19 protein-coding genes and 3 pseudogenes are annotated in these 24,262 nt (G+C 72.5%); 6 read left to right on the forward strand and 16 right to left on the reverse strand.

Going from position 1 to position 24,262, the window contains the following annotated elements:
- The first annotated feature begins 23 nt into the window (after positions 1 to 23).
- Positions 24 to 335, forward strand: a complete 312-nt coding sequence (locus ACIP4Y_RS08620; RefSeq protein WP_401389589.1) for a hypothetical protein — start codon at positions 24 to 26, stop codon at positions 333 to 335.
- Complete coding sequence (locus ACIP4Y_RS08625; RefSeq protein ID WP_401389592.1) at positions 332 to 988, forward strand: hypothetical protein; 657 nt, start codon at positions 332 to 334, stop codon at positions 986 to 988. Before ACIP4Y_RS08620 ends, ACIP4Y_RS08625 begins: the two co-directional genes overlap by 4 nt.
- Here the strand turns inward: ACIP4Y_RS08625 and ACIP4Y_RS08630 are convergent.
- From ACIP4Y_RS08630 to ACIP4Y_RS08670, 9 genes are all read right to left on the reverse strand, one after another.
- The gene (locus tag ACIP4Y_RS08630) at positions 980 to 2,506 is read right to left on the reverse strand and encodes an NCS1 family nucleobase:cation symporter-1 (RefSeq protein WP_401389595.1); all 1,527 of its coding nucleotides are present in this window, start codon (positions 2,504 to 2,506) and stop codon (positions 980 to 982) included. The two genes, ACIP4Y_RS08625 and ACIP4Y_RS08630, sit on opposite strands and share 9 nt — an antisense overlap.
- 115 nt (positions 2,507 to 2,621) lie before the next feature.
- The gene (locus ACIP4Y_RS08635; protein ID WP_358645187.1) at positions 2,622 to 3,641 is read right to left on the reverse strand and encodes a TIGR03842 family LLM class F420-dependent oxidoreductase; all 1,020 of its coding nucleotides are present in this window, start codon (positions 3,639 to 3,641) and stop codon (positions 2,622 to 2,624) included.
- Between the two features lie 11 nt (positions 3,642 to 3,652).
- Positions 3,653 to 5,047, reverse strand: coding sequence for a dihydropyrimidinase (hydA, locus tag ACIP4Y_RS08640; protein ID WP_401389598.1), 1,395 nt, complete (start codon positions 5,045 to 5,047; stop codon positions 3,653 to 3,655).
- A 118-nt stretch (positions 5,048 to 5,165) separates the two neighbouring features.
- Positions 5,166 to 6,008 carry a nitrilase-related carbon-nitrogen hydrolase gene (locus ACIP4Y_RS08645; protein ID WP_358645191.1) on the reverse strand — a complete coding sequence of 281 codons (843 nt, stop codon included), beginning with the start codon at positions 6,006 to 6,008 and terminating at the stop codon, positions 5,166 to 5,168.
- Between the two features lie 155 nt (positions 6,009 to 6,163).
- Positions 6,164 to 7,735: a PucR family transcriptional regulator gene (locus ACIP4Y_RS08650; RefSeq protein WP_401389602.1), complete on the reverse strand. Its 1,572-nt coding sequence runs from the start codon at positions 7,733 to 7,735 to the stop codon at positions 6,164 to 6,166.
- 17 nt (positions 7,736 to 7,752) lie between these two features.
- The gene (locus ACIP4Y_RS08655; protein WP_358645195.1) at positions 7,753 to 9,036 is read right to left on the reverse strand and encodes an aspartate aminotransferase family protein; all 1,284 of its coding nucleotides are present in this window, start codon (positions 9,034 to 9,036) and stop codon (positions 7,753 to 7,755) included.
- Positions 9,033 to 9,875: a nitrilase-related carbon-nitrogen hydrolase gene (locus tag ACIP4Y_RS08660; RefSeq protein ID WP_401389605.1), complete on the reverse strand. Its 843-nt coding sequence runs from the start codon at positions 9,873 to 9,875 to the stop codon at positions 9,033 to 9,035. The genes ACIP4Y_RS08655 and ACIP4Y_RS08660 overlap by 4 nt, the downstream gene beginning before the upstream one ends.
- Positions 9,876 to 10,080: 205 nt before the next feature.
- A complete protein-coding gene (locus ACIP4Y_RS08665) occupies positions 10,081 to 11,916 on the reverse strand; it encodes a hypothetical protein (protein WP_401389608.1) in 1,836 nt (611 codons plus the stop codon).
- 151 nt (positions 11,917 to 12,067) lie between these two features.
- Entirely contained in the window at positions 12,068 to 12,319 is a 252-nt protein-coding gene (locus tag ACIP4Y_RS08670) for a helix-turn-helix domain-containing protein (protein ID WP_401389611.1), read from the reverse strand.
- A gap of 61 nt (positions 12,320 to 12,380) precedes the next feature.
- On the opposite strand from ACIP4Y_RS08670, the gene map reads away from it, so the two are divergent.
- The gene (map, locus tag ACIP4Y_RS08675; RefSeq protein ID WP_401389614.1) at positions 12,381 to 13,157 is read left to right on the forward strand and encodes a type I methionyl aminopeptidase; all 777 of its coding nucleotides are present in this window, start codon (positions 12,381 to 12,383) and stop codon (positions 13,155 to 13,157) included.
- A gap of 180 nt (positions 13,158 to 13,337) precedes the next feature.
- Entirely contained in the window at positions 13,338 to 15,881 is a 2,544-nt protein-coding gene (locus tag ACIP4Y_RS08680; RefSeq protein WP_401390638.1) for an ATP-dependent Clp protease ATP-binding subunit, read from the forward strand.
- A gap of 3 nt (positions 15,882 to 15,884) precedes the next feature.
- Here ACIP4Y_RS08680 and ggt read toward each other — a convergent pair whose 3' ends face one another.
- Positions 15,885 to 17,708 carry a gamma-glutamyltransferase gene (gene ggt / locus ACIP4Y_RS08685; protein WP_401389617.1) on the reverse strand — a complete coding sequence of 608 codons (1,824 nt, stop codon included), beginning with the start codon at positions 17,706 to 17,708 and terminating at the stop codon, positions 15,885 to 15,887.
- Positions 17,709 to 17,815: 107 nt separating this feature from the next.
- On the opposite strand from ggt, the gene ACIP4Y_RS08690 reads away from it, so the two are divergent.
- On the forward strand, positions 17,816 to 18,565 hold the full coding sequence (locus ACIP4Y_RS08690) for a hypothetical protein (RefSeq protein ID WP_358645207.1): 750 nt from the start codon (positions 17,816 to 17,818) through the stop codon (positions 18,563 to 18,565).
- Between the two features lie 117 nt (positions 18,566 to 18,682).
- Complete coding sequence (locus ACIP4Y_RS08695) at positions 18,683 to 20,248, forward strand: CocE/NonD family hydrolase (RefSeq protein WP_401389619.1); 1,566 nt, start codon at positions 18,683 to 18,685, stop codon at positions 20,246 to 20,248.
- Positions 20,249 to 20,297: 49 nt separating this feature from the next.
- On the opposite strand, the pseudogene ACIP4Y_RS08700 reads toward ACIP4Y_RS08695, so the two are convergent.
- The 6 genes and pseudogenes from ACIP4Y_RS08700 to ACIP4Y_RS08725 all read right to left on the reverse strand — a co-directional run.
- Positions 20,298 to 21,147, reverse strand: a pseudogene (locus tag ACIP4Y_RS08700) (amino acid ABC transporter permease); the annotation flags it as partial.
- Positions 21,113 to 21,490: pseudogene (locus tag ACIP4Y_RS08705) on the reverse strand (ABC transporter permease subunit); the annotation flags it as partial. The pseudogenes ACIP4Y_RS08705 and ACIP4Y_RS08700, both read right to left, overlap by 35 nt.
- Positions 21,487 to 22,181, reverse strand: a pseudogene (locus ACIP4Y_RS08710) (transporter substrate-binding domain-containing protein). The pseudogenes ACIP4Y_RS08710 and ACIP4Y_RS08705, both read right to left, overlap by 4 nt.
- Before the next feature lie 181 nt (positions 22,182 to 22,362).
- The gene (locus ACIP4Y_RS08715; RefSeq protein ID WP_401389622.1) at positions 22,363 to 22,779 is read right to left on the reverse strand and encodes a DUF6278 family protein; all 417 of its coding nucleotides are present in this window, start codon (positions 22,777 to 22,779) and stop codon (positions 22,363 to 22,365) included.
- Positions 22,780 to 22,794: 15 nt separating this feature from the next.
- Entirely contained in the window at positions 22,795 to 23,574 is a 780-nt protein-coding gene (locus tag ACIP4Y_RS08720; protein ID WP_401389625.1) for an exodeoxyribonuclease III, read from the reverse strand.
- A gap of 35 nt (positions 23,575 to 23,609) precedes the next feature.
- Positions 23,610 to 24,245, reverse strand: a complete 636-nt coding sequence (locus tag ACIP4Y_RS08725) for an MBL fold metallo-hydrolase (RefSeq protein WP_401389628.1) — start codon at positions 24,243 to 24,245, stop codon at positions 23,610 to 23,612.
- Positions 24,246 to 24,262 lie beyond the last annotated feature (17 nt).

The raw sequence follows: 24,262 nt of genomic DNA on the forward strand, positions 1-24,262 counted from the left end.
CGATGGCCGGAGGGAGGGATGCGGTGACGAACCCCGGACCGGGCGCCCTCGTGCCGTACCTGGAGACGACGCACGACGACTACGCGGCCCGCTACACGGCCGGCCTGCGGGTCGAGGCCGCGGACGCCGGTGTGGTCGTGCTCCACGGCCGGTGTCCCCGGTGCGGCTGCGCCTTCTCGTACACGCACACGGACCGCGTCTTCCGCTCGCCGCGCCGCGGGGGCCGGCCGGCGCACGTGCCGGTGCTGTGCGCGTGCGAGGCCGGGCATCCGGGCCGCCCGCCCGAGGAGACGGGCTGCGGCGCCTACTGGAACGTCCTCGTGGAACGGGGATGACCCCCCGCCGGCAGGTGCGGCCGGGGCCGCCCGGGACGCCGGCCGACCGCCGGGCCGCCCGGCAGACCCGGGAGCTGCTCGCCGGTGAGCTGTCCCGGGCCCGGGAGGCGGCGCTCGCCTGGCGCAACGGGCTCGCCGCCCTGTTCGCCGGACTGCTCGGCTTCGGCCTGGTCAAGGGCCGTACCGACGTGGGGAAGCTGGCCTCCCCGTACGACGCCCTGGTGGGCGGTGCGCTGCTGCTGTGCCTGCTGTGCGGCACGCTCGGCGCGCTGCTGCTGCTCCGGGCGGCGCACGGCGCGCCGGCCGGGGTCCGGCTGCCCACCGGCGTCCCCGCCACGGCCACCGCGCTGCACCTGGGCGATCACATGGAGACCCGCCGCACGGTACGGGCCCTGACCCGCGGGGTGGCGCTGACGGTCGCCTGCGGGGCGCTGCTCGTCACGGCGGTGGCGCTGACCTGGTACGGCCCCGAGAAGGACGGTCCCCGGATCCTGGTGCGCACCCCGTCGGGGGTCGTGTGCGGCGAGCCCGTGCGGACCGGGGGCGGGCGTCTCCTGCTCGGCACGGACACCGGTGAGGTCGCGGTGCGGCTCGCCCGGGCCGAGGCCGTCGCCGCGGTCGACGCGTGCCCGCCGGTGCCGCCCTCACCCTGACGCCGTTCTCGGCGGGGTGATCAGGGTCAGGGCCAGGTACAGCACCAGGGAGGTGCCGAGGCCCACCGCCCAGCCGTAGTCGGCGAGGGAGGCCAGGGCGGGGATCGGGCGGCCGTCGATCAGGGGCTTGAAACTCGCCCCGCCGACCGCGAGGACACCGCCCGCCAGGAAGGCGACGACCGCCCGCCAGTTCCAGCCGCCCGCGTACCAGTAGCGGCCGCCCGCCCGGTACAGGTCGGCGAGGTCCAGCCGGGTGCGGCGCAGCAGCCAGTAGTCGGCGACGAGGATGCCCGCCACCGTGCCGAGCAGGCCGCCGACGAGGCCGAGCCAGGTGAAGATGTAGCCCTGCGGGTCGGAGTACAGCTTCCACGGGAAGATCAGCACCGCGAGGACCGCGGTGATCAGGGCCCCGGTGCTGAAACTCACCTTCCTCGGGGCGACGTTGGAGAAGTCGAAGGCCGGGGAGACCAGGTTGGCCGCGATGTTCACGGACAGGGTGGCCACCAGCACGGTGACCAGGGCGTAGAGCAGCCCGACCACGTTGTCCGTCTTCGCCGCCAGCTGCACCGGGTCCCAGACCGGCTGGCCGTACACGGCCTGCGAGCCGGAGGTCACCAGCACGGAGAGGAACGCGAAGAGGGTCATCGTGGTGGGCAGGCCGAGCGCCTGGCCCCAGGTCTGGGCCCGCTGGCTCTTTCCGTAGCGGGTGAAGTCGGGGATGTTCAGCGACAGCGTCGACCAGAAGCCGATCATGCCCATGAGGGAGGGCCAGAACAGCTTCCAGAAGTCGCCGCCCCAGCCGAGCCTGGACGGCTGGTCGAAGAGCGGGCCGACACCGCCGGCCTTGCTGCTCATCCACCACAGCATCACGAACGCGCCGACCAGGACGAAGGGCGCGGCCCAGTTCTCGAAGCGGCGGATGGTCTCCATGCCGCGGTGGATGATCGCGACCTGGATCGCCCAGAAGATCGCGAAGGACAGCCACATGGTCCAGGCGTACCCGCCGATGTGCGAGGCGTTCCGCCAGCCCTCGCCGATGAGTTTCCCGGCGAGGAAGTAGATCGCCTCGCCGCCGATCCAGGTCTGGATGCCGAACCAGCCGCAGGCCACCAACGCCCGTACGACGGCGGGCAGGTTGGCGCCGCGCACGCCGAAGGAGGCGCGGGCGAAGACCGGGAACGGGATGCCGTACTTGGGGCCCGCGTGCCCGGTCAGCAGCATCGGCACCAGCACGATCAGGTTGGCGAGGGCGATGGTGAACACCGCCTGCTTCCAGTCCATGCCCACCGCGATCAGCCCGGACGCCAGGGTCCAGGACGCGGTGTTGTGGGCCATGCCGACCCACAGGGCGGAGAAGTTGTACGTGGTCCAGGTGCGCCCCGCCGCGGGGACCGGCAGCAGGTCCTCGTTGGCGTAGGGGCCGCTGGGCGGCGGTGTGCCGGGGGCGAGTTCCACGCGCCCGTCGGGGAGGGTGACCTGGCCGGATATCGGTACGGCCGTGGGAGCGGTGTCGGTCATGGGCTGGCCAATCGGGGAGGGACGGATCGGGAGAGGCCGTGCGGGCACCAGCCCCCTCCCCGGGACGGCGGGGAGGGGAGACCAAGAGGGGCGTGGGGGGACTCGGGGAGCGGGGTCAGGCGTTGAGGGCCGGGATCACCTGCGTGCCGTAGGCGTCGATGGTGGCTTCCTGGGCGTCGTGCATGTCGTACACCGCGAACTGGTCGACGCCCAGGGCGCGCAGCGCGGCCAGTTTCTCGATGTGTTTCTCCACCGGGCCGATGACGCAGAACCGGTCCACGATCTCGTCCGGCACGAACGCGGTGTCCGGGTTGCCGCTGCGTCCGTGGTGGGCGTAGTCGTAGCCCTGCCGGGTCTTGATGTAGTCGGTGAGTTCCTCGGGGACCTGGGCGGAGTGCTCGCCGTACCTGGCGACCAGGTCGGCGACGTGGTTGCCGACCATGCCGCCGAACCAGCGGCACTGGTCGCGGGCGTGCGCGAGGGCCTCGGGCGAGTCGTCCTCGGTGACGTAGGCGGGGGCGGCGACGCAGATCGTCACCTCGGACGGGTCCCGGCCGGCGGCGGCCGCAGCGTCCTTGACGGCCTTCACCATGTACTCGGTCAGGTACAGGTCGGCGAGCTGGAGGATGAACCCGTCGGCCTCCTCGCCGGTCATCTTCAGCGCCTTCGGGCCGTACGCGGCCATCCAGACGGGGAGTTCGGCGCCCTCCCTGATCCACGGGAAGCGGATCTTCGTGCCGCCGAGGTCGGCCTCCTCGCCGCGACCGAGGGCGCGGATGACCTTCATGGCCTCGCTGATCCGGGCGAGGGTGTTGGGGGTGCGGCCCGCGACGCGCATCGCGGAGTCGCCGCGGCCGATGCCGCAGACGGTGCGGTTGCCGAACATGTCGTTGAGGGTGGCGAAGGTGGAGGCGGTCACCTCCCAGGTGCGGGTACCCGGGTTGGTGACCATCGGGCCGACCTTGAGTTTCTGCGTGTTCGCCAGGATCTGGCTGTAGATCACGAACGGTTCCTGCCAGAGCACGGCGGAGTCGAAGGTCCAGCCGTAGCGGAAGCCGTTGCGCTCGGCCCGCTTCATCAGGCTGACGACACGGGAGGCGGGCGGGTCGGTCTGCAGGACGAGTCCGAAGTCCATGGGCGCGGCTCCTAGGTGAGGTACTGACAGGTGGAGCGCGGGGTGAAGACGCCGTGCCCGGCGTGGCCGGTGTACTCCCGCTGGTCGATGACGATGTGGCCGCGCGAGAGGACCGTCTCGACGCGGCCGGTGACGCGTTTGCCCTCGTACGCCGAGTAGTCGACGTTCATGTGGTGGGTCTCGGCGGACATCACCTGCTCGGCGTGCGGGTCGTAGACGACGACGTCCGCGTCGGCGCCCGGGGTGATGGTGCCCTTCTTCGGGTACAGGCCGAACATCCGGGCCGGGGTGGCGCAGGCGATCTCGATCCAGCGGCGGCGGGAGATGTGCCCGTCCACGACCGCCTGGTGGAGCAGGTCCATACGGTTCTCCACGCCCGGAAGCCCGTTGGGGATCTTGGAGAAGTCGCCGCGGCCCAGTTCCTTCTGGCCGGTGAAGCAGAAGGGGCAGTGGTCGGTGGAGACGACCTGGAGGTCGTTGGTGCGCAGGCCCTGCCAGAGCCTGGCCTGGTGCTCCTTCGGCCTGAGGGGCGTGCTGCACACGTACTTCGCGCCCTCGAAGTCCGGCTCGGCGAGGTTGTCGGTGGACAGGAACAGGTACTGCGGGCAGGTCTCGCCGAAGACGTTCAGCCCCTCGTCGCGCGCCCGCGCCAGCTCGGCCACGGCCTCCATGGCGGAGACGTGCACGACGTACAGGGGCGCGCCGGCCACCTGGGCGAGCCTGATGGCCCGGTGGGTGGCCTCCGCCTCCAGCAGGGCCTTGCGCACCTCGCCGTGGTAGCGCGGATCGGTCTCGCCCCGGGCGAGCGCCTGCTCGACCAGCACGTCGATGGCGATGCCGTTCTCGGCGTGCATCATGATCAGCCCGCCGTTCTCGGCGGAGCGCTGCATGGCGCGCAGGATCTGCCCGTCGTCGGAGTAGAAGACCCCGGGGTAGGCCATGAACTGCTTGAAGCTGGTGACCCCCTCCTCGATCAGCAGGTCCATCTCCTTGAGCGTCTCCTGGTTCACATCGGAGACGATCATGTGGAAGGCGTAGTCGATCGCGCAGTTGCCCTCGGCCTTGGCGTGCCAGGTGTCCAGGCCCTCGCGCAGCGTGCGGCCGACGCTCTGCACCGCGAAGTCCACGATGGTCGTCGTACCGCCCCAGGCGGCGGCCCGGGTGCCGGTCTCGAAGGTGTCGGAGGCGAAGGTGCCGCCGAACGGCAGCTCCATGTGGGTGTGGGCGTCGACGCCGCCCGGGATGACGTACTTGCCGGTGGCGTCGATCGTGCGGTCCGCGCTCCAGTGCTGCGAATCGGGCGCGGCGAGGGCGACGATACGGGAGTCCTCGATGAGGACGTCGGCGTGGATCTCGTCGGACGCGGTGATGACCAGGCCACCGCGGATGACTGTTCGGCGGTTCATGGGCCCTCTCCTTCGTGGTCGCGTGCGGGTACGTGGTGGCTGGTCGCGCCCACGCGGCGCAGCCGCACATCGGACACAGCCCCGCACCCCCTGCGGGGCGCTGCCCGCACCGGTGTCTCTACGGCGCCGTCAGCGGCTCGTACGCCCCCGGCGCCCGGTCCCGGTAGAACTGCCAGCGGTCGCGGACCTCGCGGAGTTTGGCCAGGTCCAGGTCGCGGACGACGAGTTCGGTCTCCTTGTCGCTCGCCACCTCCCCGACGAACTGGGCCTCCGGGTCCACGAAGTACGTGGTGCCGTAGAAGTCGTTGTCGCCCAGGTCCTCCACGCCCACCCGGTTGATCGCGCCGACGAAGTACTCGTTGGCCGCGGCCGCCGCCGGCTGCTCCAGCTGCCAGAGGTAGCGGGACAGGCCGCGCGAGGTGGCCGAGGGGTTGAAGACGATCTCGGCACCGGCGAGGCCCAGCGCCCGCCAGCCCTCCGGGAAGTGGCGGTCGTAGCAGATGTACACGCCGATCCTGCCCGCGGCCGTGTCGAAGACGGGCCAGCCGCTGTTGCCGGGGCGGAAGTAGAACTTCTCCCAGAATCCCTGGACCTGGGGGATGTGCGTCTTGCGGTACTTGCCGAGGTAGGAGCCGTCCGCGTCGATCACGGCGGCGGTGTTGTACAGGACGCCCGGCTGCTCCTCCTCGTACATGGGCAGCACCAGGACGATGCCCAGTTCGCGGGCGAGGGCCTGGAAGCGCTGCACGGTCGGGCCCTCGGGGATCCGCTCGGCGTACTCGTAGAACGCCTTGTCCTGGACCTGGCAGAAGTAGGGGCCGTAGAACAGCTCCTGGAAGCACAGGACTTGGGCGCCCTGGGCGGCGGCGTCGCGGGCCGCCTGCTCGTGCACCTGGATCATGGATTCCTTGTCGCCGGTCCAGGCGGTCTGGAAGAGGGCGGCACGGATCACTCGGCTCATCGGGACCTCCGGTAGCTCGGTGTGCGGTGAGCCTAGAAAGCCGGGGGAGCCGGGTGGATTGGCAGCGTGTCACGTCCGCGGGCGGTCGGCGTGCCACCGTGTCACGCGTGCCCGGTCCCATGTTTCACCGCCGTTGTCGCAGGTCGTCCCATGTTTCACCCCTGTTGCGCGTCGTGCGCGAGGAGCGCGATGTGCACGGAGGCCGCCTGTTCGAAGTCGTCCAGGTCGACGCCCAGCCGGGTCTGTATGGCCTCCAGGCGGCGGTAGAGGGCCGGCCGGGAGACGTGGTGGAGCTGGGCGGTGCGGGACTTGTTGCGGCCCGTCGCCAGATAGGTGCGCAGGACGTTCAGCAGCTCCGGTTCGGCGTCGCACAGCAGCCCGTCCAGCTCACGCTCGGCGAAGGACTGCACCTGCGGGTCGTCGCGCAGCAGCCGGATCAGCCCGCGCAGGTGGACGTCCTTGAGGCGGACGACGGCCGGCAGGTCGAGGGCGGCCGAGGAGCCGGCGACGGCGTCGGCGACATGCCGGGCCTCGCGCAGCCCGGCGGGCACGTCCTCCCAGGCGGTCCGGGCAGCGGCGGCGGCGACCACGGCCGGCGCCTGGGCCCGCAGCCGGGTCGCGAAGTGCGCGGTGAGCGCGTCGGCGTCCTGGTCACGGGCGAGGCTGAGCAGCACGGCGGCGGCCCCGTCGGCGAGTTCGGCGACGATGCCGGGCAGCCCCAGCAGCCGCAGCACCCGGTCGAGCTGGTCCGTCCCGCGGCCCTGGACGACGAGCGGGACGAAGGTGCGCCGGTTGACGGGCAGTCCGGCGGCCCGGGCCCGCGGCAGCAGCTGCCGGGCCGGTACGACCCCGGAGACGAGGTCGGTCAGCAGGCTCTGCGCGGACTGCTCCTCCCAGCTGTGCGCGGAGGCGCCGCCGAGCATCCGGTGCAGCACCAGCGCCTCGGCGGCCCGGTCGGCGAGCAGCCGCCCGGTGGCCGCGTCGCCCCGGTAGCCGCACAGCAGCAGCCGGCCCCAGCGCTCCCCGCGGCCGCCCAGCTCGGCGTGGATCCAGCCGTCACCGGCGCCGCCGCCCGCCTGCCGGGCGATGCGCTCCCAGTCGCGCAGCACGTCGTCCACCGCGGACCGCTCCCCCGCGGTGCCGAGGACGCGGTGGGCGAGGTTGGTGACGACGACCGGGCAGCCGCTGTGCCGGGCGACCTCGTCGAGCAGCCGCTGCAGCGGGGCCCCGGCGGTGATCAGCCCGGTGAGCGCGGTGCGTACCGCCTCCGACAGGCTGATCGCGGCGTACTTGCGCCGCACCAGCCGGGACTGCACCTCCTCGGTCAGCTCGGCGAAGGGGAACGGCCGGTGCAGTACGACCATGGGCAGCCCGCACCGCTCGGCGGCCCGGCGCATCACCTCGGGCGGCGCGGGGAAGGCCCGCCCGAGGCCGAGGACGACGGCCGCCGCCTCCGCCCGGTGCAGCGACTGGATGTACTCGGCCTGCCGGGCCTCGTCCCCGGCGAGCAGCACCCCGGTGGTGAGGATCATCTCGCCGCCGCTCAGCATCACGCCGACGTCGGCGGCCTCGGCGACGTGCACCCAGCGCACCGGCCGGTCGAGCTGTGCGGCGCCGGCCACCACCTCGGGCTCCCCGGCGAGCACCCGTTCCAGGGTGAGCACCTGGCGGACGGAGAGCGCGGGTTCCGGCGCGAGGAGGTGGCGGGACTCCGAGATGGTGGTCATGGCCGTACACCCGTTCTCTAGTACGTGCTCCTCAGCGCGTGTTCCAGGATCGCCGCGCCCTCCTCGGCCTCGGCGACGGTCAGCGACAGCGGCGGGGTGATCCGCAGGGCGGTGGTGTCGTGGCCGCCGCCCTTGCCGATGAGCAGCCCGCCCTCCCGTGCCGCCTCCAGCACGGCGGCGAGGGCCTGCGGGTCGGCCTCGTCCGTGCCCGGCCGGACCAGTTCGACGCCGATCATCAGTCCGCGTCCGCGTACCTCGCGCACCCCGGGCAGCTGGGCGGCGACCGCCCGCAGCCGCTCGATGAGCAGTCCGCCGACGCGCCGGGCATTGCCCTGGAGGTCGTGTTCGAGGAGGTAGGCGAGGTTGGCGAGGCCGGCGGCCATGGTGACCTGGGTGCCGCCGAAGGTGGAGATGCTGTTGGCGTCCAGGCAGTTCATGATCTCGGCGCGGGCGACCACCCCGCCGATGGACATGCCGTTGCCGATGCCCTTGGCGAAGGTGACGATGTCCGGCGGGCCGTTGCGGGCGTGCGCCTGCCAGCCCCAGAAGTGGTCGCCGGTGCGGCCCCAGCCGGTCTGCACCTCGTCGGCGATCCACAGGATCCCGTATGCGTTCAGCACTTCACGGAATGCCGCATACAGTCCGTCGGGTGGCGACGTGAAGCCGCCGACGCCCTGGACGGGTTCGGCGATCAGGGCGGCCGGCGGCCGGGTGTGGCCGAGGACGTCCTTCAGGTCGGCGACACAGGCGTCGACGAACGCGCGGTCGTCCAGGCCGGCGAACGGCCCCCGGCTGCGGACCCCGCCGTGGACGTACATGGTCTGCAGCGGGGACAGGGAGGTCGGGGACCAGCCGCGGTTGCCGGTGATGCCGATCGCGCTGAAGGACCGGCCGTGGTAGCTGTTGCGCATGGCGAGGACGGTGTTGCTGCGCCGGTAGGCGGTGGCGAGCAGCAGGGCGGTGTCATTGGCCTCGGTGCCGGAGGTCGTGAAGAACACCCGTGCGTCCGGAATGCCGCTCAAGTGGGCGACCCGCTCGGCGAGTTCCACCATCGGCCGGTTGAGGTAGAGGGTCGAGGAGTGGATGATCCGGCCGGCCTGCTCGCTGACCGCCTTGGTCACCTCGGGCAGCGCGTGCGCGGTCAGTGTGGTGAGGATGCCGCCGAAGAAGTCCAGGTAGCGGCGGCCGGCGGAGTCCCAGACGTACCGTCCCTCGCCGTGGGTGATCTCGATCGGGTCGTCATAGTAGAGGGCGAGCCAGTCCGGCAGGACCCTGCGGTGGCGGGAGTAGAGGTCGTTCACGGCTGCACCAGTCCTTCGTAGGCGTCCGGGCGGCGGTCGCGGTAGAACGCCCACTGCTGCCGCACTTCCTCGATGAGGTCGAAGTCCAGGTCGCGGACGAGGAGTTGCTCTCCCTGGTCGCCGGCGACGTCGCCGACGAACCGGCCGCGCGGATCGACGAAGTACGAGGTCCCGTAGAAGTCGTTGTCGCCGTACTCCTCCTGGCCCACCCGGTTGATGGCGGCGACGAAGTACTCGTTGGCGACGGCCGCCGCCGGCTGCTCCAGCTGCCACAGATAGGCGGACAGGCCCCGGTGGGTGGCGGACGGGTTGTAGACCAACTGGGCACCGTTCAACCCGAGTTGCCGCCAGCCCTCCGGGAAGTGCCGGTCGTAGCAGATGTACACGCCGACCTTGCCGACGGCGGTGTCGAAGACGGGCCAGCCCAGGTTGCCCGGCTTGAAGTAGTACTTCTCCCAGAAGCCCTTGACCTGCGGGATGTGGTGCTTGCGGTACTTGCCGAGATAGCTGCCGTCGGCGTCGATCACGGCGGCGGTGTTGTAGTAGAAACCGGACTGCTCGACCTCGAAGACCGGTGCGACGATCACCATGCCGGTCTCGCGCGCCAGGTCCCGCATCCGGCGCACGGTCGGCCCGTCGGGCACCGGCTCGGCCCAGCGGTAGTGCTCCGGCTCCTGGACCTGGCAGAAGTAGGGGGCGTTGAAGACTTCCTGGAACCCGATGATCTGCGCGCCCCGGCGGGCCGCCTCGCGGGCGTGCTCCTCGTGCTTCGCCACCATGGACTCGGTGTCGCCGGTCCAGGTGGCCTGGACCAGAGCGGCGCGGACGACGTTGGCCATGAGCTGCTCCTTCGACACGACGTCAGAGCCTCTACGCCCGTAGAGCAGGCCGTAGAGGGACGAAAGTAAGCCTCTGCGCGGCCCTTGCCAAGACCATCGTCGTCAACGGGCCGAGTCGATCACGTTTCACACTCCGGTGGGTGAGCGCAGCGGCGGCCCGGGTGGGCGGATCGGGGCAGATCAGGACACTGCGGCCCGGCTCCGGTCACGTGGTGTGCCCGGCGACCCGCAGCGCGTGCACGAGGTCCCAGTGCCGCTCGTCGGAGACGCCGAGCGCGGCCCGGAGGAGCAGCGGGACCAGGCGCCGGGGGCCGGCGGCGACGCACCGGGCGGCCTCCTCGGGCGTCCGGACCCGCACATAGGCGTCCAGCAGGGCCCGCACCTCCCGCTCCCGCCCCTCGCCGTCCAGCCGCAGCACCGCCGCGCCGATCTGCTCCGCCGGCCGCGCCACGCCCTGCCGCAGCATCTCCCGCCCGTCGTCGTCCCGTCCGGCCGCGGCGAGCGCGTCGGCGGCGGCGACCAGCTGCTCGGCGGGCAGCGCGGCGGCCTCCCACAGCAGCGTCGCCCAGTCGGCGCCGAGCCCGGCGCGGTGCAGGGCCTCCGCGAGCAGCGGCAGCCGGCCCACGGGCCACCGCGCGGCCTCGACCAGCAGTACGTGCGCCTCCCCGCTGCGCCCCTCGGCACGCAGCCGCGCCAGCCGCTCGACGACTCCCGCGACGGCCGCTCCGGCCCCCTCGTCCACGGCGGCGACGGCCGCCCGCACCGGCTCGGCCGGCTCCTCCACCCCGGCGAACCGGGCGCCCCGCGGGCTACGCCGCCCCGCGGCAGCCTCCGGCACCCCGGCCACGGGCGCCTGCGGCACGACGACCGGAGCGGCTTGGTCCCCCTCCACGACCCCGGCGAACCGCGCGCTGCCGCGCCGCCGCTTACGGGGTTTACCGGGGGCAGCGGTGACCTCGGGATCCGTGGGGCGGGGTACGGCGGCGGGGGCGGACCGGTCGGCGGGTGCGCCGGGAGGCTGATCGGTCCGGCCGGTGCGCGAGTCACCGGCCGCGGGCGCGTGCAGGCCGACGGAGGCGTCACCAGGCGGAGAAGACCAGGCGCCGAGCGGGTCACCGGCAGCAGGCGCCCCCTGCGCGAGCCCCCCGCCGAAGTCACCGCCCCCCTGCGCGAATCGCCCGACGGCCACGGCACCGGCAGCCGGCATGCCGGGAGCGGGCCGGTCGACGGGCGCCCCAGGGTGCTGCGCAGACCAGTCGCCCAGCGGAGCCCCGGCAGCCTGCGCCAGCCCCCCACCGGAATCACCGGCCCCCCGCACGAATCGCCCGACGGCCACGGCACCGGCAGCCGGCATGCCGGGAGCGGGCCGGTCGGCAGCGGCGCCGGCAGGCCGGGAAGGCCGGCCGTCGTGCGCTGTCCCGGCGTCCCCTTCCCGGGGTGCCGTCCGGCCGTCCCCTCCACCAGGGGCCACCCCGGCGCCCGCTCCCCCGGATGCCGTCACCGCACCCCCTCCCCCGGACACTGCGCGCATCCTCTCCCGGTCGAGTCGTTCCAGGCGGGAGCGGAGTTCGGTGCAGCGGGCCGTGGCGCGGTCGTGGTCGTCGCGGGCCCAGGCGAGGTCGAGGCGGAGGGACTCGGCCTCCTGGTCGGACACCGGCGCGGACAGCAGGCGGGTCAGCTCGCCCTGGCGTTCCGCGGCGTACCGCTGCTCGCGGAGCATGACGTCGAGCCGGTCGGCCAGCGCGTCCCGGGCGCCGGGCCGGGCGTCGTACGCGGTGAGCGCGGCGGCGTGCAGCGCGCGGGCCCGCTCCCGCTCGGCCGCCGCGGCTGCGGGGCCGTACGCCACGCCGAGGTCCTCCAGCAGCGCCTCCACCACGTCCCACGGCGGCACCTCGCGCCCGTCCAGGCAGGCCCGCATGCCGTCGGGGTCGCGCTGCCAGAACACCCCGCTCCAGCCGCCGCGCGGATCGAGACGCGCCAGAAAGGCGTCCAAGTAGCTCGCGAACTCCCGCACCCGACCGGGAAGTTGATGCACAGTCATCGCCCAGCTCCCACCCGACCGCCAGCACTGACGCCCGGTAGGCAACACCAGTCGTGTTACGGGCTTGCTACGCACAGTTTTCCGGCAGCGCGCGGAGAACTCATTGCCGGATCCCGACCCCTGCGCGGCCGCCCCCGCAGTGCGGGTGTGCTCAGACGGGCACGAGGGCGCACCGGGCGGCCAGGTCGTCCATCGACAGACCGAGGACGCCGGCCAGTGCGGCCACGGTGAAGAACGCCGGCGTCGGCGCCCGCCCCGTCTCGATCTTGCGGAGCGTCTCGGCCGAGACGCCCGCCCGGGCGGCGACCTCGGCCATGCTCCGGTCGCCGCGCGCCTCACGCAGCAGCAGCCCGAGCCGCTCGCCGCGTTCGCGCTCTTCGGGGGTGAGGGGGGTGCGCACCATGCGACCCATTCTAATACCGCCCGCCTCGGTACCCCATTCAAATACCGGTATAGTAATTGGCATGGTGGAACTGAAGACGGACACATCGATCGACGCGATGCACGCGGCGGGCCGGGTCGTCGGCCGGGCCCTGACGGCCGTACGGGAGGCCGCCCGCGTCGGCGTCTCCCTGCTGGAGCTGGACGAGGTCGCCCGGGAGGTGCTGCGCGAGGCGGGCGCGTCCTCGCCGTTCCTGGGCTACCGCCCCTCCTTCGCCCCCACCCCCTTCCCTGCGGTGATCTGCGCCTCGGTGAACGACGCGATCGTGCACGGCATCCCCACCCGCTACCGGCTCCGCGACGGCGACCTGCTCTCCGTCGACTGCGGCGCGGTGCTGGACGGCTGGGCCGGCGACTCGGCGATCAGCTTCGTGGTGGGCCGCGCCCGCCCCGCCGACCTCCGGCTGGTCGAGACCGCCGAGCGGGCGCTGGCGGCGGGCATCGAGGCGGCCGTGGCCGGCAACCGCATCGGCGACATCGCCCACGCCGTCGGCCGGATCTGCCGTACGGCCGGCTACGGCGTCCCGCAGGGCTTCGGCGGCCACGGCGTGGGCCGTCGTATGCACGAGGAGCCCGAGGTCCCCAACGAGGGCCGCCCCGGCCGCGGCCTGCCGCTGCGCCCCGGCATGGTCCTGGCCATCGAGCCCATGCTGATCGCGAGCGGCAAGGACGGCTACCACGCGGCGCCCGACGGCTGGACCCTGTGCACGAACGACGGCTCCCGGGCCGCCCACGTCGAGCACACGGTAGCGATCACGGAGTCGGGCCCGAGGATCCTGACGGCACGCGTGCCGGCCTGAGGGGCGGGGGGCCGCACCGGACGCGCTCCTCCGCCGCGCGGGCACGGGCGCCGCAGCACACCGGACCCGCCCCCACAGGCGAACATGCCCGCCCCAACGGATCGTGTCATCGTGGGCATGAGCAACCCGCCCCCGGGTTACCCGGCCGCTCCGCATGTCGTCAGCGAAGGAACCCACGCGATGACCAACGGCTACCCTCCTGACCCCTTCGGTGAATTCCTGGCCCGCTTCTTCGGCGGAACCGGCGGAGCCCCCGGGCCCCGCCACATCGACATCGGCCGCCTGCTCAGCCAGCCGGCCCGGGAGCTGGTCAGAGGAGCCGCCCAGTACGCCGCCGAGCACGGCAGCCGGGACCTGGACACCCAGCACCTGCTGCGCGCGGCCGTGTCGACCGAGCCCACCCGGAGCCTGCTCAGCCGGGCGGGCGCGGACCCGGACTCGCTCGCCCACGAGATCGACGACCGGTCGGGACCGGTCCAGCACCCGCCGGGCGAGGCACCGGCGCCGACCTCACTGTCGCTGACGCCGGCGGTCAAGCGGGCCCTGCTGGACGCGCACGACATGGCACGGGCGAGCGGCGCCGGGTACATCGGCCCGGAGCACGTGCTGAGCGCGCTGGCCGCGAACCCGGACTCGGCGGCCGGGCACATCCTGCACGCGGCCCGGTTCGCGGGCGGCGCCCTGCCGCCCGAGGCCCCGGAGAGCACACAGCCGCGTCCCGAACGGCAGCGGCAGCGGCCCACCGGCACGCCGACCCTGGACAAGTACAGCCGCGATCTGACCGACCTGGCCCGGCAGGGCGGGATCGACCCGGTCATCGGCCGGGACTCGGAGATCGAGCAGACCATCGAGGTGCTGTCCCGGCGCGGCAAGAACAACCCGGTGCTCATCGGTGACGCGGGCGTCGGCAAGACGGCCATCGTGGAGGGCCTGGCCCAGCGGATCGCGGACGGGGACGTCCCGGACGTGCTGGCCGGACGGCGGGTGGTCGCGCTGGACCTCACGGGTGTCGTGGCCGGCACCCGCTACCGGGGCGACTTCGAGGAGCGGCTGAACACCATCGTGGAGGAGATCCGCGCCCACTCCGACCGGCTGGTCGTGTTCATCGACGAGCTGCACACCGTCGTCGGCGCGGGCACCGGCGGCGAGGGCGGCGCGATGGACGCCGGGAACATCCTCAAGCCCGCCCTCGCCCGCGGCGAGCTGCACGTCGTGGGCGCGACCACGCTCGAGGAGTTCCGCCGGATCGAGAAGGACGCGGCGCTGGCCCGCCGCTTCCAGCCGGTCCTGGTGCCGGAGCCGACCGCCGAGGACACCATCGAGATCCTGCGCGGCCTGCGCGACCGGTACGAGGCCCACCACCAGGTCCGCTACACCGACGAGGCGCTGGTCGCCGCCGTCGAGCTGTCGGACCGGTACCTCACCGACCGGCGGCTGCCGGACAAGGCGATCGACCTGATCGACCAGGCCGGCGCGCGGGTCCGGCTCGGTGGCCGGACCAAGGGCACGGACGTGCGCGCGATGGAGCGCGAGACCGAACAGCTGGTCCGGGACAAGGACCAGGCGGTCGCCGACGAGGACTACGAGCAGGCCAAGCAGCTGCGTGACCGGATCGCCGAGCTGAAGCAGCGGATCGCCGAGGCGAGCGGCGGCGACCGGGCCGACGAGGGCCAGGACCTGGCCGTGACGGCGGAGGCCGTCGCCGAGGTGGTGTCCCGGCAGACCGGCATCCCGGTCAGCCGGCTGACCCAGGAGGAGAAGGAGCGGCTGCTCGGCCTGGAGCAGCACCTGCACCAGCGGGTGGTCGGCCAGGAGGAGGCGGTCGCCGTGGTGTCCGAGGCGGTGCTGCGCTCCCGCGCCGGGCTCGCCAGCCCGCACCGGCCGATCGGCAGCTTCCTCTTCCTCGGCCCGACCGGTGTCGGCAAGACCGAGCTGGCCCGGGCGCTGGCGGAGGCCCTGTTCGGCAGCGAGGACCGCATGGTGCGCCTCGACATGAGCGAGTACCAGGAGCGGCACACCGTCTCCCGGCTGGTCGGCGCCCCGCCCGGGTACGTCGGTCACGAGGAGGCCGGGCAGCTCACCGAGGTGGTGCGCCGGCACCCGTACTCGCTGCTCCTGCTGGACGAGGTGGAGAAGGCCCACCCGGACGTCTTCAACATCCTGCTGCAGGTCCTCGACGACGGCCGGCTGACCGACTCCCAGGGCCGGACCGTGGACTTCACCAACACGGTCATCGTGATGACCAGCAACCTGGGCTCCGAGGCGATCACCCGGCGCGGTGCCGGGATCGGGTTCGGGCCGGGCGGCGCGGACGCCGACGAGGAGGCGCGGCGCGAGCAGATCCTGCGGCCGTTGCGCGAGCACTTCCGGCCGGAGTTCCTCAACCGTATCGACGAGATCGTGGTCTTCCGGCAGCTGACGAGCGACCAGCTGCGGCGGATCACCGATCTGCTGCTGGAGGGCACCCGGCGGCTGCTGGACGGGCAGGGCGTCTCGGTGGAGTTCACGGGCGCGGCCGTCGACTGGCTGGCCGAGCGCGGCTACCAGCCGGAGTACGGCGCCCGGCCGCTGCGCCGCACCATCCAGCGCGAGGTCGACAACCAGCTGTCCCGGCTGCTGCTGAACGGCACGGTCACCGAGGGCAACCGGGTGACGGTGGACGTCAAGGACGGGCGGCTGGACTTCGCTACCGAGGAAGCACAGCCGCCCGCGCCAGAGTTGTGAGCACTACCGCTCCGGGTCCACCACCATCGCCGAGCCGCCGCCGCGCCGTACCTTCTCGGCGGCGGCCAGCCACCTCCCGCCCGGCAGCCGCTGCACGGCGGTCGCCGCGCCGATCTCCGGGTTCGGCTTGAAGCGGTGCCCGATAGCCTCCAGCTGCCCCCGCAGCCCGCTGTCGTACAGCGCCGGTTCCAGCTCGGTCTGGGCCGCGTTGCGCTGGCTGGCGCGCGGTGCGGCGATCGCGTCGACCAGCGGCAGACGCCGGTCCAGGAACTCGGTGAGCGTCTGCAGCACGGTGGTGATGATGGTGGCGCCGCCCGGCGAACCGAGCGCCACCACCGGCTTGCCGTGCCGGTCCAGGACGATCGTCGGGGAGATGGAGGAGCGCGGGCGCTTGCCCGGGCCCGGCAGGTTCGGGTCGTGCACGGCCGGGTTGGCCGGGGCGAAGGAGAAGTCGGTCAGCTCGTTGTTGAGCAGGAAGCCCCGGCCCGGGACGGTGATGCCGCTGCCGCCGGTCTGCTCGATGGTGAGCGTGTAGGCGACGACGTTGCCCCACTTGTCGGCGACCGTGAGGTGGGTGGTGTTCTCGCCCTCGTAGGTCGTCGGGGCCGCCGTACCGCCCGGGCCGCAGGCCGCCGGGTGGCGCGGGTCTCCGGGCGCCAGCGGGCTGCTGAGCACCGCGTCGTCCTTGATCAGGCAGGCGCGCGAGTCGGCGTACCGCTGGGACAGCAGCTGTTTGGCCGGTACGTCCTCGAAGGCGGGGTCGCCGACCCAGCGCCCGCGGTCGGCGAAGGCGATCCGGCTTGCCTCGATGAAGTGGTGCAGGTACTGCACCTCGCTCGCCTTCGACAGGTCCGTGCGCTCCAGGATGTTGAGCGCTTCGCCGACGGTGGTGCCGCCGGAGGAGGAGGGAGCGATGGAGTACACGTCCAGGCCGCGGTACGACGTCCTCGTGGGCGCCTGGAGTTTGGCGCGGTAGACGGCGAGGTCCTTCTCGGCGAGCTTGCCGGGGCGGGCGTTCCAGCCGGATGCGGGGTCCACGGGCGGCTTCTCGACGGTCCTGACGATGTCGTCGCCGATGTCCCCGCGGTAGAGCGCGCCGATCCCCTCGCGGCCCAGTTCCTCGTAGGTGCGGGCGAGTTCGGGGTTCTTGAACGTGGAACCGACGACGGGCAGCCTTCCGCCGGGCAGGAACAGCTCGGCGGTGTCCGGGAAGTAGCGGAACCGGGTCTCGTTGGACGCGGTCTGCGCACGGAAGGTGTCGTCCACCGTGAAGCCGCCGCGGGCGAGCCGCTCGGCGGGCTTCAGCAGGGTGCCGAGCCTCTTGCTGCCCCACTCGTCCAGCGCCTTCTGCCAGGTGGCGGGGGTGCCCGGGGTACCGACGCCCAGACCGCTGCTGACGGCGTCGGCGAAGGCGAGCGGCTTGCCGTTCTCGGTGAACAGGTCCTCGCCGGCGCTCTGCGGTGCGGTCTCGCGGCCGTCGATGGTGTGCACCGTGCGGGTTTTGGCGTCGTAGTAGACGAAGTAGCCGCCTCCGCCGATGCCGGCGGAGTAGGGCTCGGTGACGCCGAGCGCGGCGGCGGTCGCGACGGCCGCGTCCACCGCGTTGCCGCCGTGCTCGAGCACCTCGATGCCGGCTGCGGAGGCGTCCGGGTCGACGCTGGCGACCGCGCCGCCGTGGCCGACGGCCACGGGGACCTTCGCCGGCGCCGCATCCGCCATCGCGTTCGCCGGCGCGTTCGTCGCGGCGGGTGGCGCCGCCGCCCCCACCGACACCACGGCGGCCGAGACCGCCAGGACAGCCAGTTTGCGCGTACCAGGACGACCCATCCGTACCTCCCGTCGGGACAGTCCGCGCAGCGTAACCGGATCGCCGGTACTACGACAGTACGCCTGGGCCCCGTGGCCGTCGCCCGGGCCCGCTAGCATGCGCGGCCATGAACGACGACGTGCGCAACATCGTCCTGGGGGTCATAGCCGCGGGCGTCTCCGCCGCGCTGGGCTGGCTCGCCCGCACGTACCTGTGGCGGCGCAGACTGCGGCGCAAGCAGGCCTTCTTCGGGCTGCCGGACCACTCCGAGTCGCTGCTGGTGGTCAACCACAAGGCGGGCGGACCGGAGCTGTCGGTGATGCGGTACGACGTGTTCGCTCTGCTGGAACTCGCCGCGCTGATCAAGGACTGCAACGCGCACGCCCAAGTGGTGGCGCACGACGCCGCCCGGCAGGGCTTCGGCGAGCGTACGGAGTTCTGCCTCGGCGGGCCCTACTCGAACCGCCGTATGGCGGCCCATCTCTCCTCGCTGCTGCCGGGTGTGCGGATGAACGTCGAGACCGACGCCGGCCCGGAGCTGGGCGCCTTGCGGATCGGCACGGAGGAGTACCGCATGGACCGCGGCCGGAGTGAGTACGTGCTGCTGGCCCGGCTCACCGCGGACGGGCAGGCGAACTCCCGCCCCGTGTTCCTCTTCTGCGGCCAGCGCGCCGTCACCAACCAGGCCGCCACCCGCTATCTCGCCCGCCATCACGAGCGGCTGCACCGCAGACACGGCACCGGCTCCTTCGTCCTGCTGCTGAAGGTGGTCAACTCCGAGGCGTACGGCCCCGATGTGGTGGAGCTGGTGGCGGATGTGACGCGGACGGCGCGGACGCCCGTGCCGGAGCCCGCCCCCGCCACCGGCGCCGAGTGACACCGCGTGATGCTTCAACAATCTTTACTGGTACGTAACTTACCGACGGGTTACTTGCGGTAAGGCTGTGAGGTTACCGTCGGGTCACTTTGCATGGACACAAGTAAGGAGTGACCCGTGGGACAAGGTCGTACCGCGCTGCGCGCCTCCGCCGCCGGAGCCGTGTCGGCGGCGCTGATCGCCGGCACCGTCGTCGGTCTGGCACCGGCCGCGTCGGCGGCACCGAACGTCCGGTTCGTCGACATCGCCGGCGACGGCGGCACCGTACTGAAGGCCAACGTCCTCATGCCCGAGGGCGCCGACGGCACCCGCAGCTACCCGCTCCTGGTGCTGCCCACGAGCTGGGGCCTGCCCCAGGTCGAGTACCTGGCCCAGGCCCAGCAGCTCGCCGACGCCGGTTATGTGGTGCTCACCTACAACGTGCGCGGCTTCTGGCAGTCCGGCGGCGAGATAGAAGTAGCCGGTCCGCCCGACGTAGCGGACGCCTCCAAGGTCATCGACTGGGCGCTGGCGCACACCCCGGCCGACCCGGAGCACATCGGCATGGCCGGGGTGTCGTACGGCGCCGGGATCAGTCTGCTCGCCGCCGCGCACGACAAGCGCGTCAAGGCGGTGGCCGCGCTCAGCGGCTGGGCCGACCTGATCGACTCGATCTACTCGGGCCGCACCCAGCACCTCCAGGCGGCGGCCGTGCTGGACGGCGCGGCCACCCTCACCGGCCGCGAGAGCGCCGAGCTGCGCACCATCTTCGACAACCTGTACTCCTCGGACCTGTCGACGGAACAGGAGATGATCGACTGGGGGCGGAAACGTTCCGCCGCGACCTACGTCGACCAGCTGAACAGCAACGGCGCCGCCGTCATGCTGGCCAACGCCTGGGGCGACACGGTCTTCCCGGCCAACCAGTACGCCTCCTTCTACGAGAAGCTGACCGGACCCAAGCGGCTCGAACTGCGCCCCGGCGACCACGCGACCGCCGAGCTGACCGGTCTGTTCGGGCTGCCCAACGACGTGTGGACGGACACCCGGCGCTGGTTCGACCACTACCTCCGGGGCGCCGACAACGGCGTCGACCGCGAGCAGCCGGTCCGGCTGAAGTCCCGTGGCGCGGGGGGGTACGAGGGCTACCCGGACTGGAAGTCGGTCACCGCGACCCGGAAGAAGATCACCCTGGCGGGCTCCACCACCATCCACGCCAACGTCGACTCCGGCGCGGACGGCGGGATCGTCTTCCTCTCCAGCATCCTGGACCAAGTGGCCCAGCTGCCGCCCATCGCCTCGATGCCGCTACTGCCGCGCCGCTGGGCGGCCGTGTGGCAGTCGGAGCGGTACGGCAGCGCCCAGCGGGTGCGCGGCACGGCCGGCCTGCACACCACGCTCACGCCCACGAAGGAGAGCGGCACGCTCGTCGCCTACCTGTACGACGTCGGCCCCCTCGGCCTCGGCAAGCTGGTCACGCACGCGCCGTACACCTGGCACGGGCGGACGCCCGGCGAGCCGTTCGCCGTCGACCTGGACCTGTTCTCCACGGCCTACGACGTCCCCGCCGGGCACCGCCTCGCGCTGGTGGTCGACACGGTCGACCCGCTCTACGCCGAGCACAACCCGTCCGGCGCGCAGCTGACCTTCTCCTCGCCCGTGGACGACCCGTCGTACGTGTCCGTCCCGCTCGGCGAGCAGTGATCTCCGGCTGCCGCCGGACGAGCCTGGCCCGTGTCAACTGCCGCCCCCCTCACGGTCGCGGGGCCGTGGGGGGCACCCCACCCGGCAGCAGCGCCCCCGGCCCGGGTGCGGCGACTGCCACACCCTTGGTCTTGGGGCTGCGCCGCTCACGCCGGGACACCCAGTCGGCGAACCACGAGAGCAGCATGCACATCCCGATGTAGATCGGCGAGATCACCATCACCACGGGGATGAACGGCAAATCGTAGTCGAGATCGGAGGCGATGAGCTTCCCGGCATGGAGGAACTCCTCGTAGGTGATGAGAAAGCCGAGGGAGGTGTCCTTCAGGGCGACCACCGGCTGGCTGATGATGGCGGGCAGCATGGCGCGCACCGCCTGCGGGACCAGGACGTGCAGCATGACCTGCGTCTTGCGCATGCCGAGCGCGAACGCGGCCTCCCGCCGGCCGCGTTCGACGGCGTCCACTCCCGAGCGGAAGACCTCGGCGAGCACCGAGCCGTTGCAGAGGGTCAGTCCGGCGACCAGCGCGGGCAGCGGCTGCACCTTCAGCGCCACGAAGACGAAGAAGATCATCACCAGTACGGGCATCGCGCGGAGGAACTCCACGACGAGGGTCGCGAGCAGGCGCACCGGCCGGTGGTCCGACAGCCGGCCGGTGGCCAGCACCCCGCCGAGCGCGAGGGAGAGGACGGCCGCGATCGCGAACGCCTTCAGGGTGTTGCCGAGGCCGCGCAGCAGCAGTTGCTGGAGTGCCCTGGTACTCGAAGGGCATCCACTTGGTGTGGGTGAACTGGCCGGTGTCGAAGAGGAGATACGGGAGCCAGGCGACCAGCGCCAGAAGGACGACGGTGGACAGGAGACCGTATGCAGTATGCCGTCGACGGCTGCGCGGGCTTGGCGAGCGCGATGAGGGTGGAGCCGACGGGCGGGATCACCGCCCGGAACGCCTGCGGGAGCACCACCGGCGACAAGGTCTGCCAAACGTCATCCCGAGGCTGCGGGCCGCCTCGCTCTGGCCCCGGGGTACGGTGTTGATGCCGGAGCGCAGCACCTCGCAGATGAACGCCGAGGTGTAGCAGCCCAGGGCGAGGACCGCGAACACCGTGAAGGGCAGCACGAGTCCGAACCGGGGCAGCCTACGGTGACCCACGCGGTGCCAGCAGGGAGGCGCAGACGGCCAGTTCGAGGGTGCCGAGGAAACCGTCGCCGTAGGTCGAGAAGTTGTCCGTGAGTACGTTCATGCCGTCCTCGGTCGGCTCGCCCGATAGCGGCCGATGGCGGGCGGGCGGGGTGCGGGCACGCCGGACAGGCCGAGCGTGGCGTCGTACGCCTTCTTCCAGTCGCCGTTCCTCTCGCGGGCCGCGAGTGCGTCGTCGAGCGCGAAGCGCAGGGCTTCGTCGGCGTGCGGGACGCCGATGCCGTAGGGCTCCCTGGAGAACGGCCTCCCGACGACCTGGAGTTCGTCCGGCGCCTTCGCCGCGTAGCCGATCAGGATGGCGTCGGTGGTGGTGACCGGCCAGGCAGTAAGGGCCGGCGAAGCGAACGAGCTTCTTGCGGCCGGTGTTGATGGTGTCGGTGCCGACGTAGTAGTCGATCCGGCCGTTCTGCAGTGCGGTCTCGCGGTTGGCGGAGGCGATGGTGCGGAAGCGGATCGTCTTGGGCGGGAAGCCGAGGGAGGCGGACATCATCCTGGCGATCTCGATGGGTGCCGGTGGCCGGGTCCCTCTCGCCGAGGTAGGGCTGGTCCTCCTTGGCGCCGACGACGAGGTGGCCGCGCTTGCTCGCCCGGGTCCAGGTCCGGGAGGCGGGGAGGCGGAATCCCTCGGCCACCCGGTAGTGCGGGAGTTTGTCGGCCGCCGGGCCCTTGCCGGGCGGGCTGCCCTCCTTGCCGCAGGCGGCGGGGCCGGCGAGCAGGCCGGCGAGGCGGCGCACAGGGCGCGGCGCGCACGGGTGGTACGGAACACGGGTCGCACTCCCCCGGGTCAGGGCTGGAGGATCTCGGAGAGGAAGTCCTCGGCGCGGTCGCTGCGCGCCTCCCTCCCGGCCATCCGCAGGCCCGCCCGCTCTCGGCTGTGTCGTGCTGCCGCAGCCTATCCGGACGGTGCTGCGGGAGTCAGCTCTCGGCGATCTCCGCGTACAGCTGGGACAGCTCGGGGACCCCGCTCGCCGCCCACTCCTGCCCGGCCGGCACCACCTCCACCGCGCGGCCGGAGGCGAGCCGTACGACGGGTTCGCCGTCGGACCGGATCTGCCAGGCGGCGCCGGGTACGGTACGCACCACGACCGTGCCCAGGTACAGCCCGGCGTCGTGCCCCAGCCCGGGCAGGGTCTCGGGGTCGTCCCGCCAGCGCGGCACCATCTGGTCGAGAGCCTCCAGCGAGGCCGGGGTGTCGTCGAGGCGGACGCCCGCCCGGGCCGCCTGCGAACGCAGCAGCTCGCACTCGGACAGCAGCGCGGCGACCGCCTCGGGGTCGGCGGGCAGCCGCGCGTCACCGTTCTTCTTGTGCGGGCCCAGGAACGGAAGGTGCATGGACCCAGCGTGGCATCACACGTCCAGGTCGACCACCACCGGCGCGTGGTCGGAGGCGCCCTTGCCCTTGCGCTCCTCGCGGTCGACGTAGGCGTCCTTGACGGCCTTGGCGAACGGCTGGTTGCCGTACACCAGGTCGATGCGCATGCCGCGGTTCTTCGGGAAGCAGAGCTGGCGGTAGTCCCAGTACGTGAACGGGTGCTCGTACTTCAGGGGACGCGGCACGACGTCGTCCAGGCCCGCCTCGCGCAGGGAGGCGAGAGCGGCGCGCTCGGCGGGGGTGACGTGGGTGGAGCCCTCGAAGAAGGCCGGGTCGAAGACGTCGTCGTCCGTCGGCGCCACGTTGTAGTCGCCCAGGACGGCGAACGGGCGGCTGCCCTGCGCGTCTCCGTAGACGGCGGCCTTCAGGGCTTCGAGCCACTGGAGCTTGTACGCGTAGTGCGGGTGGCCCACCTCGCGGCCGTTCGGCACGTACACCGACCAGACGCGGACCGGGCCGCAGGTCGCCGAGAGGGCGCGGGGCTCGGTCACGCCGTCGTAGCCGGGGTCGCCGGGCAGGCCCTTGACGACGTCCTCGATGCCGACGCGGGAGAGCACCGCCACGCCGTTCCACCGGCCGGTCGCGTGGACCGCCGCCTCGTAGCCCAGCTCGCGCAGCTGGTCGAACGGGAACTGCTCCTCGGCGATCTTGGCCTCCTGGAGGCAGAGCACGTCGGTGCCGCTGCTCTCCAGCCAGGCCAGCAGCCGGGGAAGGCGGGCGGTGATCGAGTTCACGTTCCAGGTAGCGATGCGCATGCCTCACAACCTACCCGGAGCCTCTGACAGCCGGCTCAGAGCTCCGTCCACGCCCCCGGCGTGAGCCGCTGGTGGTCGGTGCCGCCCAGGCGGCCGATGTGGCCGTCGTAGATCGGCCGGGCGAGGTCGGTGAGCAGGGCGTCGTGGACGTCGTAGGCGCGCCGCGGCCCGACCTCGCGGACGTAGTCGACGACCTCGGCGATCTTGCTCCAGGGCGCCATCACCGGCAGCATCAGCGTCTCCACCGGCCGGTCGGGCACCGTGAACGCGTCACCGGGGTGGAACACCTTGCCGCCGTCGATGAGGTAGCCGACGTTGGTGATGCGCGGGATGTCCGGGTGGATCACCGCGTGCAGCTCGCCGTGGACCTGGACGTCGAAGCCGGCGGCGGTGAAGGTGTCGCCGTGGCCGACGGTGTGCACGCGCCCCGGGAAGGCCGCCGTGAGCCGGTCGGCGACGGACTTCAGCGTCCAGATCCCGGCGGCCGGGTTGTTCTCCATGGCGGCCCGCAGCCGGAACTCGTCGAAGTGGTCCGGGTGCTCGTGCGTGACCAGGATCGCGTCCGCGCCGAGCGCGGCGTCCTCCTCGCTGAACCCGCCCGGGTCGATGACGAGCGTCTGCCCCTCCTTCTCGAGGCGGACGCAGGCGTGGGACTTCTTCGTGAGCTTCATGGCTCCCCATCCTGCCG

Source organism: Streptomyces sp. NPDC088810 (assembly GCF_044750305.1).
Lineage (GTDB): Bacteria > Actinomycetota > Actinomycetes > Streptomycetales > Streptomycetaceae > Streptomyces.

Excerpts from the sequence above, each read along its gene's own strand:
- ACIP4Y_RS08625 (WP_401389592.1), top strand. The coding sequence starts at position 332 with ATGACCCCCCGCCGGCAGGTGCGGCCGGGGCCGCCCGGGACGCCGGCC.
- ACIP4Y_RS08630 (WP_401389595.1), bottom strand. The coding sequence starts at position 2,506 with ATGACCGACACCGCTCCCACGGCCGTACCGATATCCGGCCAGGTCACC.
- ACIP4Y_RS08635 (WP_358645187.1), bottom strand. The coding sequence starts at position 3,641 with ATGGACTTCGGACTCGTCCTGCAGACCGACCCGCCCGCCTCCCGTGTC.
- hydA (WP_401389598.1), bottom strand. The coding sequence starts at position 5,047 with ATGAACCGCCGAACAGTCATCCGCGGTGGCCTGGTCATCACCGCGTCC.
- ACIP4Y_RS08645 (WP_358645191.1), bottom strand. The coding sequence starts at position 6,008 with ATGAGCCGAGTGATCCGTGCCGCCCTCTTCCAGACCGCCTGGACCGGC.
- ACIP4Y_RS08650 (WP_401389602.1), bottom strand. The coding sequence starts at position 7,735 with ATGACCACCATCTCGGAGTCCCGCCACCTCCTCGCGCCGGAACCCGCG.
- ACIP4Y_RS08660 (WP_401389605.1), bottom strand. The coding sequence starts at position 9,875 with ATGGCCAACGTCGTCCGCGCCGCTCTGGTCCAGGCCACCTGGACCGGC.
- ACIP4Y_RS08665 (WP_401389608.1), bottom strand. The coding sequence starts at position 11,916 with ATGACTGTGCATCAACTTCCCGGTCGGGTGCGGGAGTTCGCGAGCTAC.
- ACIP4Y_RS08670 (WP_401389611.1), bottom strand. The coding sequence starts at position 12,319 with ATGGTGCGCACCCCCCTCACCCCCGAAGAGCGCGAACGCGGCGAGCGG.
- map (WP_401389614.1), top strand. The coding sequence starts at position 12,381 with ATGGTGGAACTGAAGACGGACACATCGATCGACGCGATGCACGCGGCG.
- ACIP4Y_RS08680 (WP_401390638.1), top strand. The coding sequence starts at position 13,338 with ATGACCAACGGCTACCCTCCTGACCCCTTCGGTGAATTCCTGGCCCGC.
- ggt (WP_401389617.1), bottom strand. The coding sequence starts at position 17,708 with ATGGGTCGTCCTGGTACGCGCAAACTGGCTGTCCTGGCGGTCTCGGCC.
- ACIP4Y_RS08690 (WP_358645207.1), top strand. The coding sequence starts at position 17,816 with ATGAACGACGACGTGCGCAACATCGTCCTGGGGGTCATAGCCGCGGGC.
- ACIP4Y_RS08715 (WP_401389622.1), bottom strand. The coding sequence starts at position 22,779 with ATGCACCTTCCGTTCCTGGGCCCGCACAAGAAGAACGGTGACGCGCGG.
- ACIP4Y_RS08720 (WP_401389625.1), bottom strand. The coding sequence starts at position 23,574 with ATGCGCATCGCTACCTGGAACGTGAACTCGATCACCGCCCGCCTTCCC.
- ACIP4Y_RS08725 (WP_401389628.1), bottom strand. The coding sequence starts at position 24,245 with ATGAAGCTCACGAAGAAGTCCCACGCCTGCGTCCGCCTCGAGAAGGAG.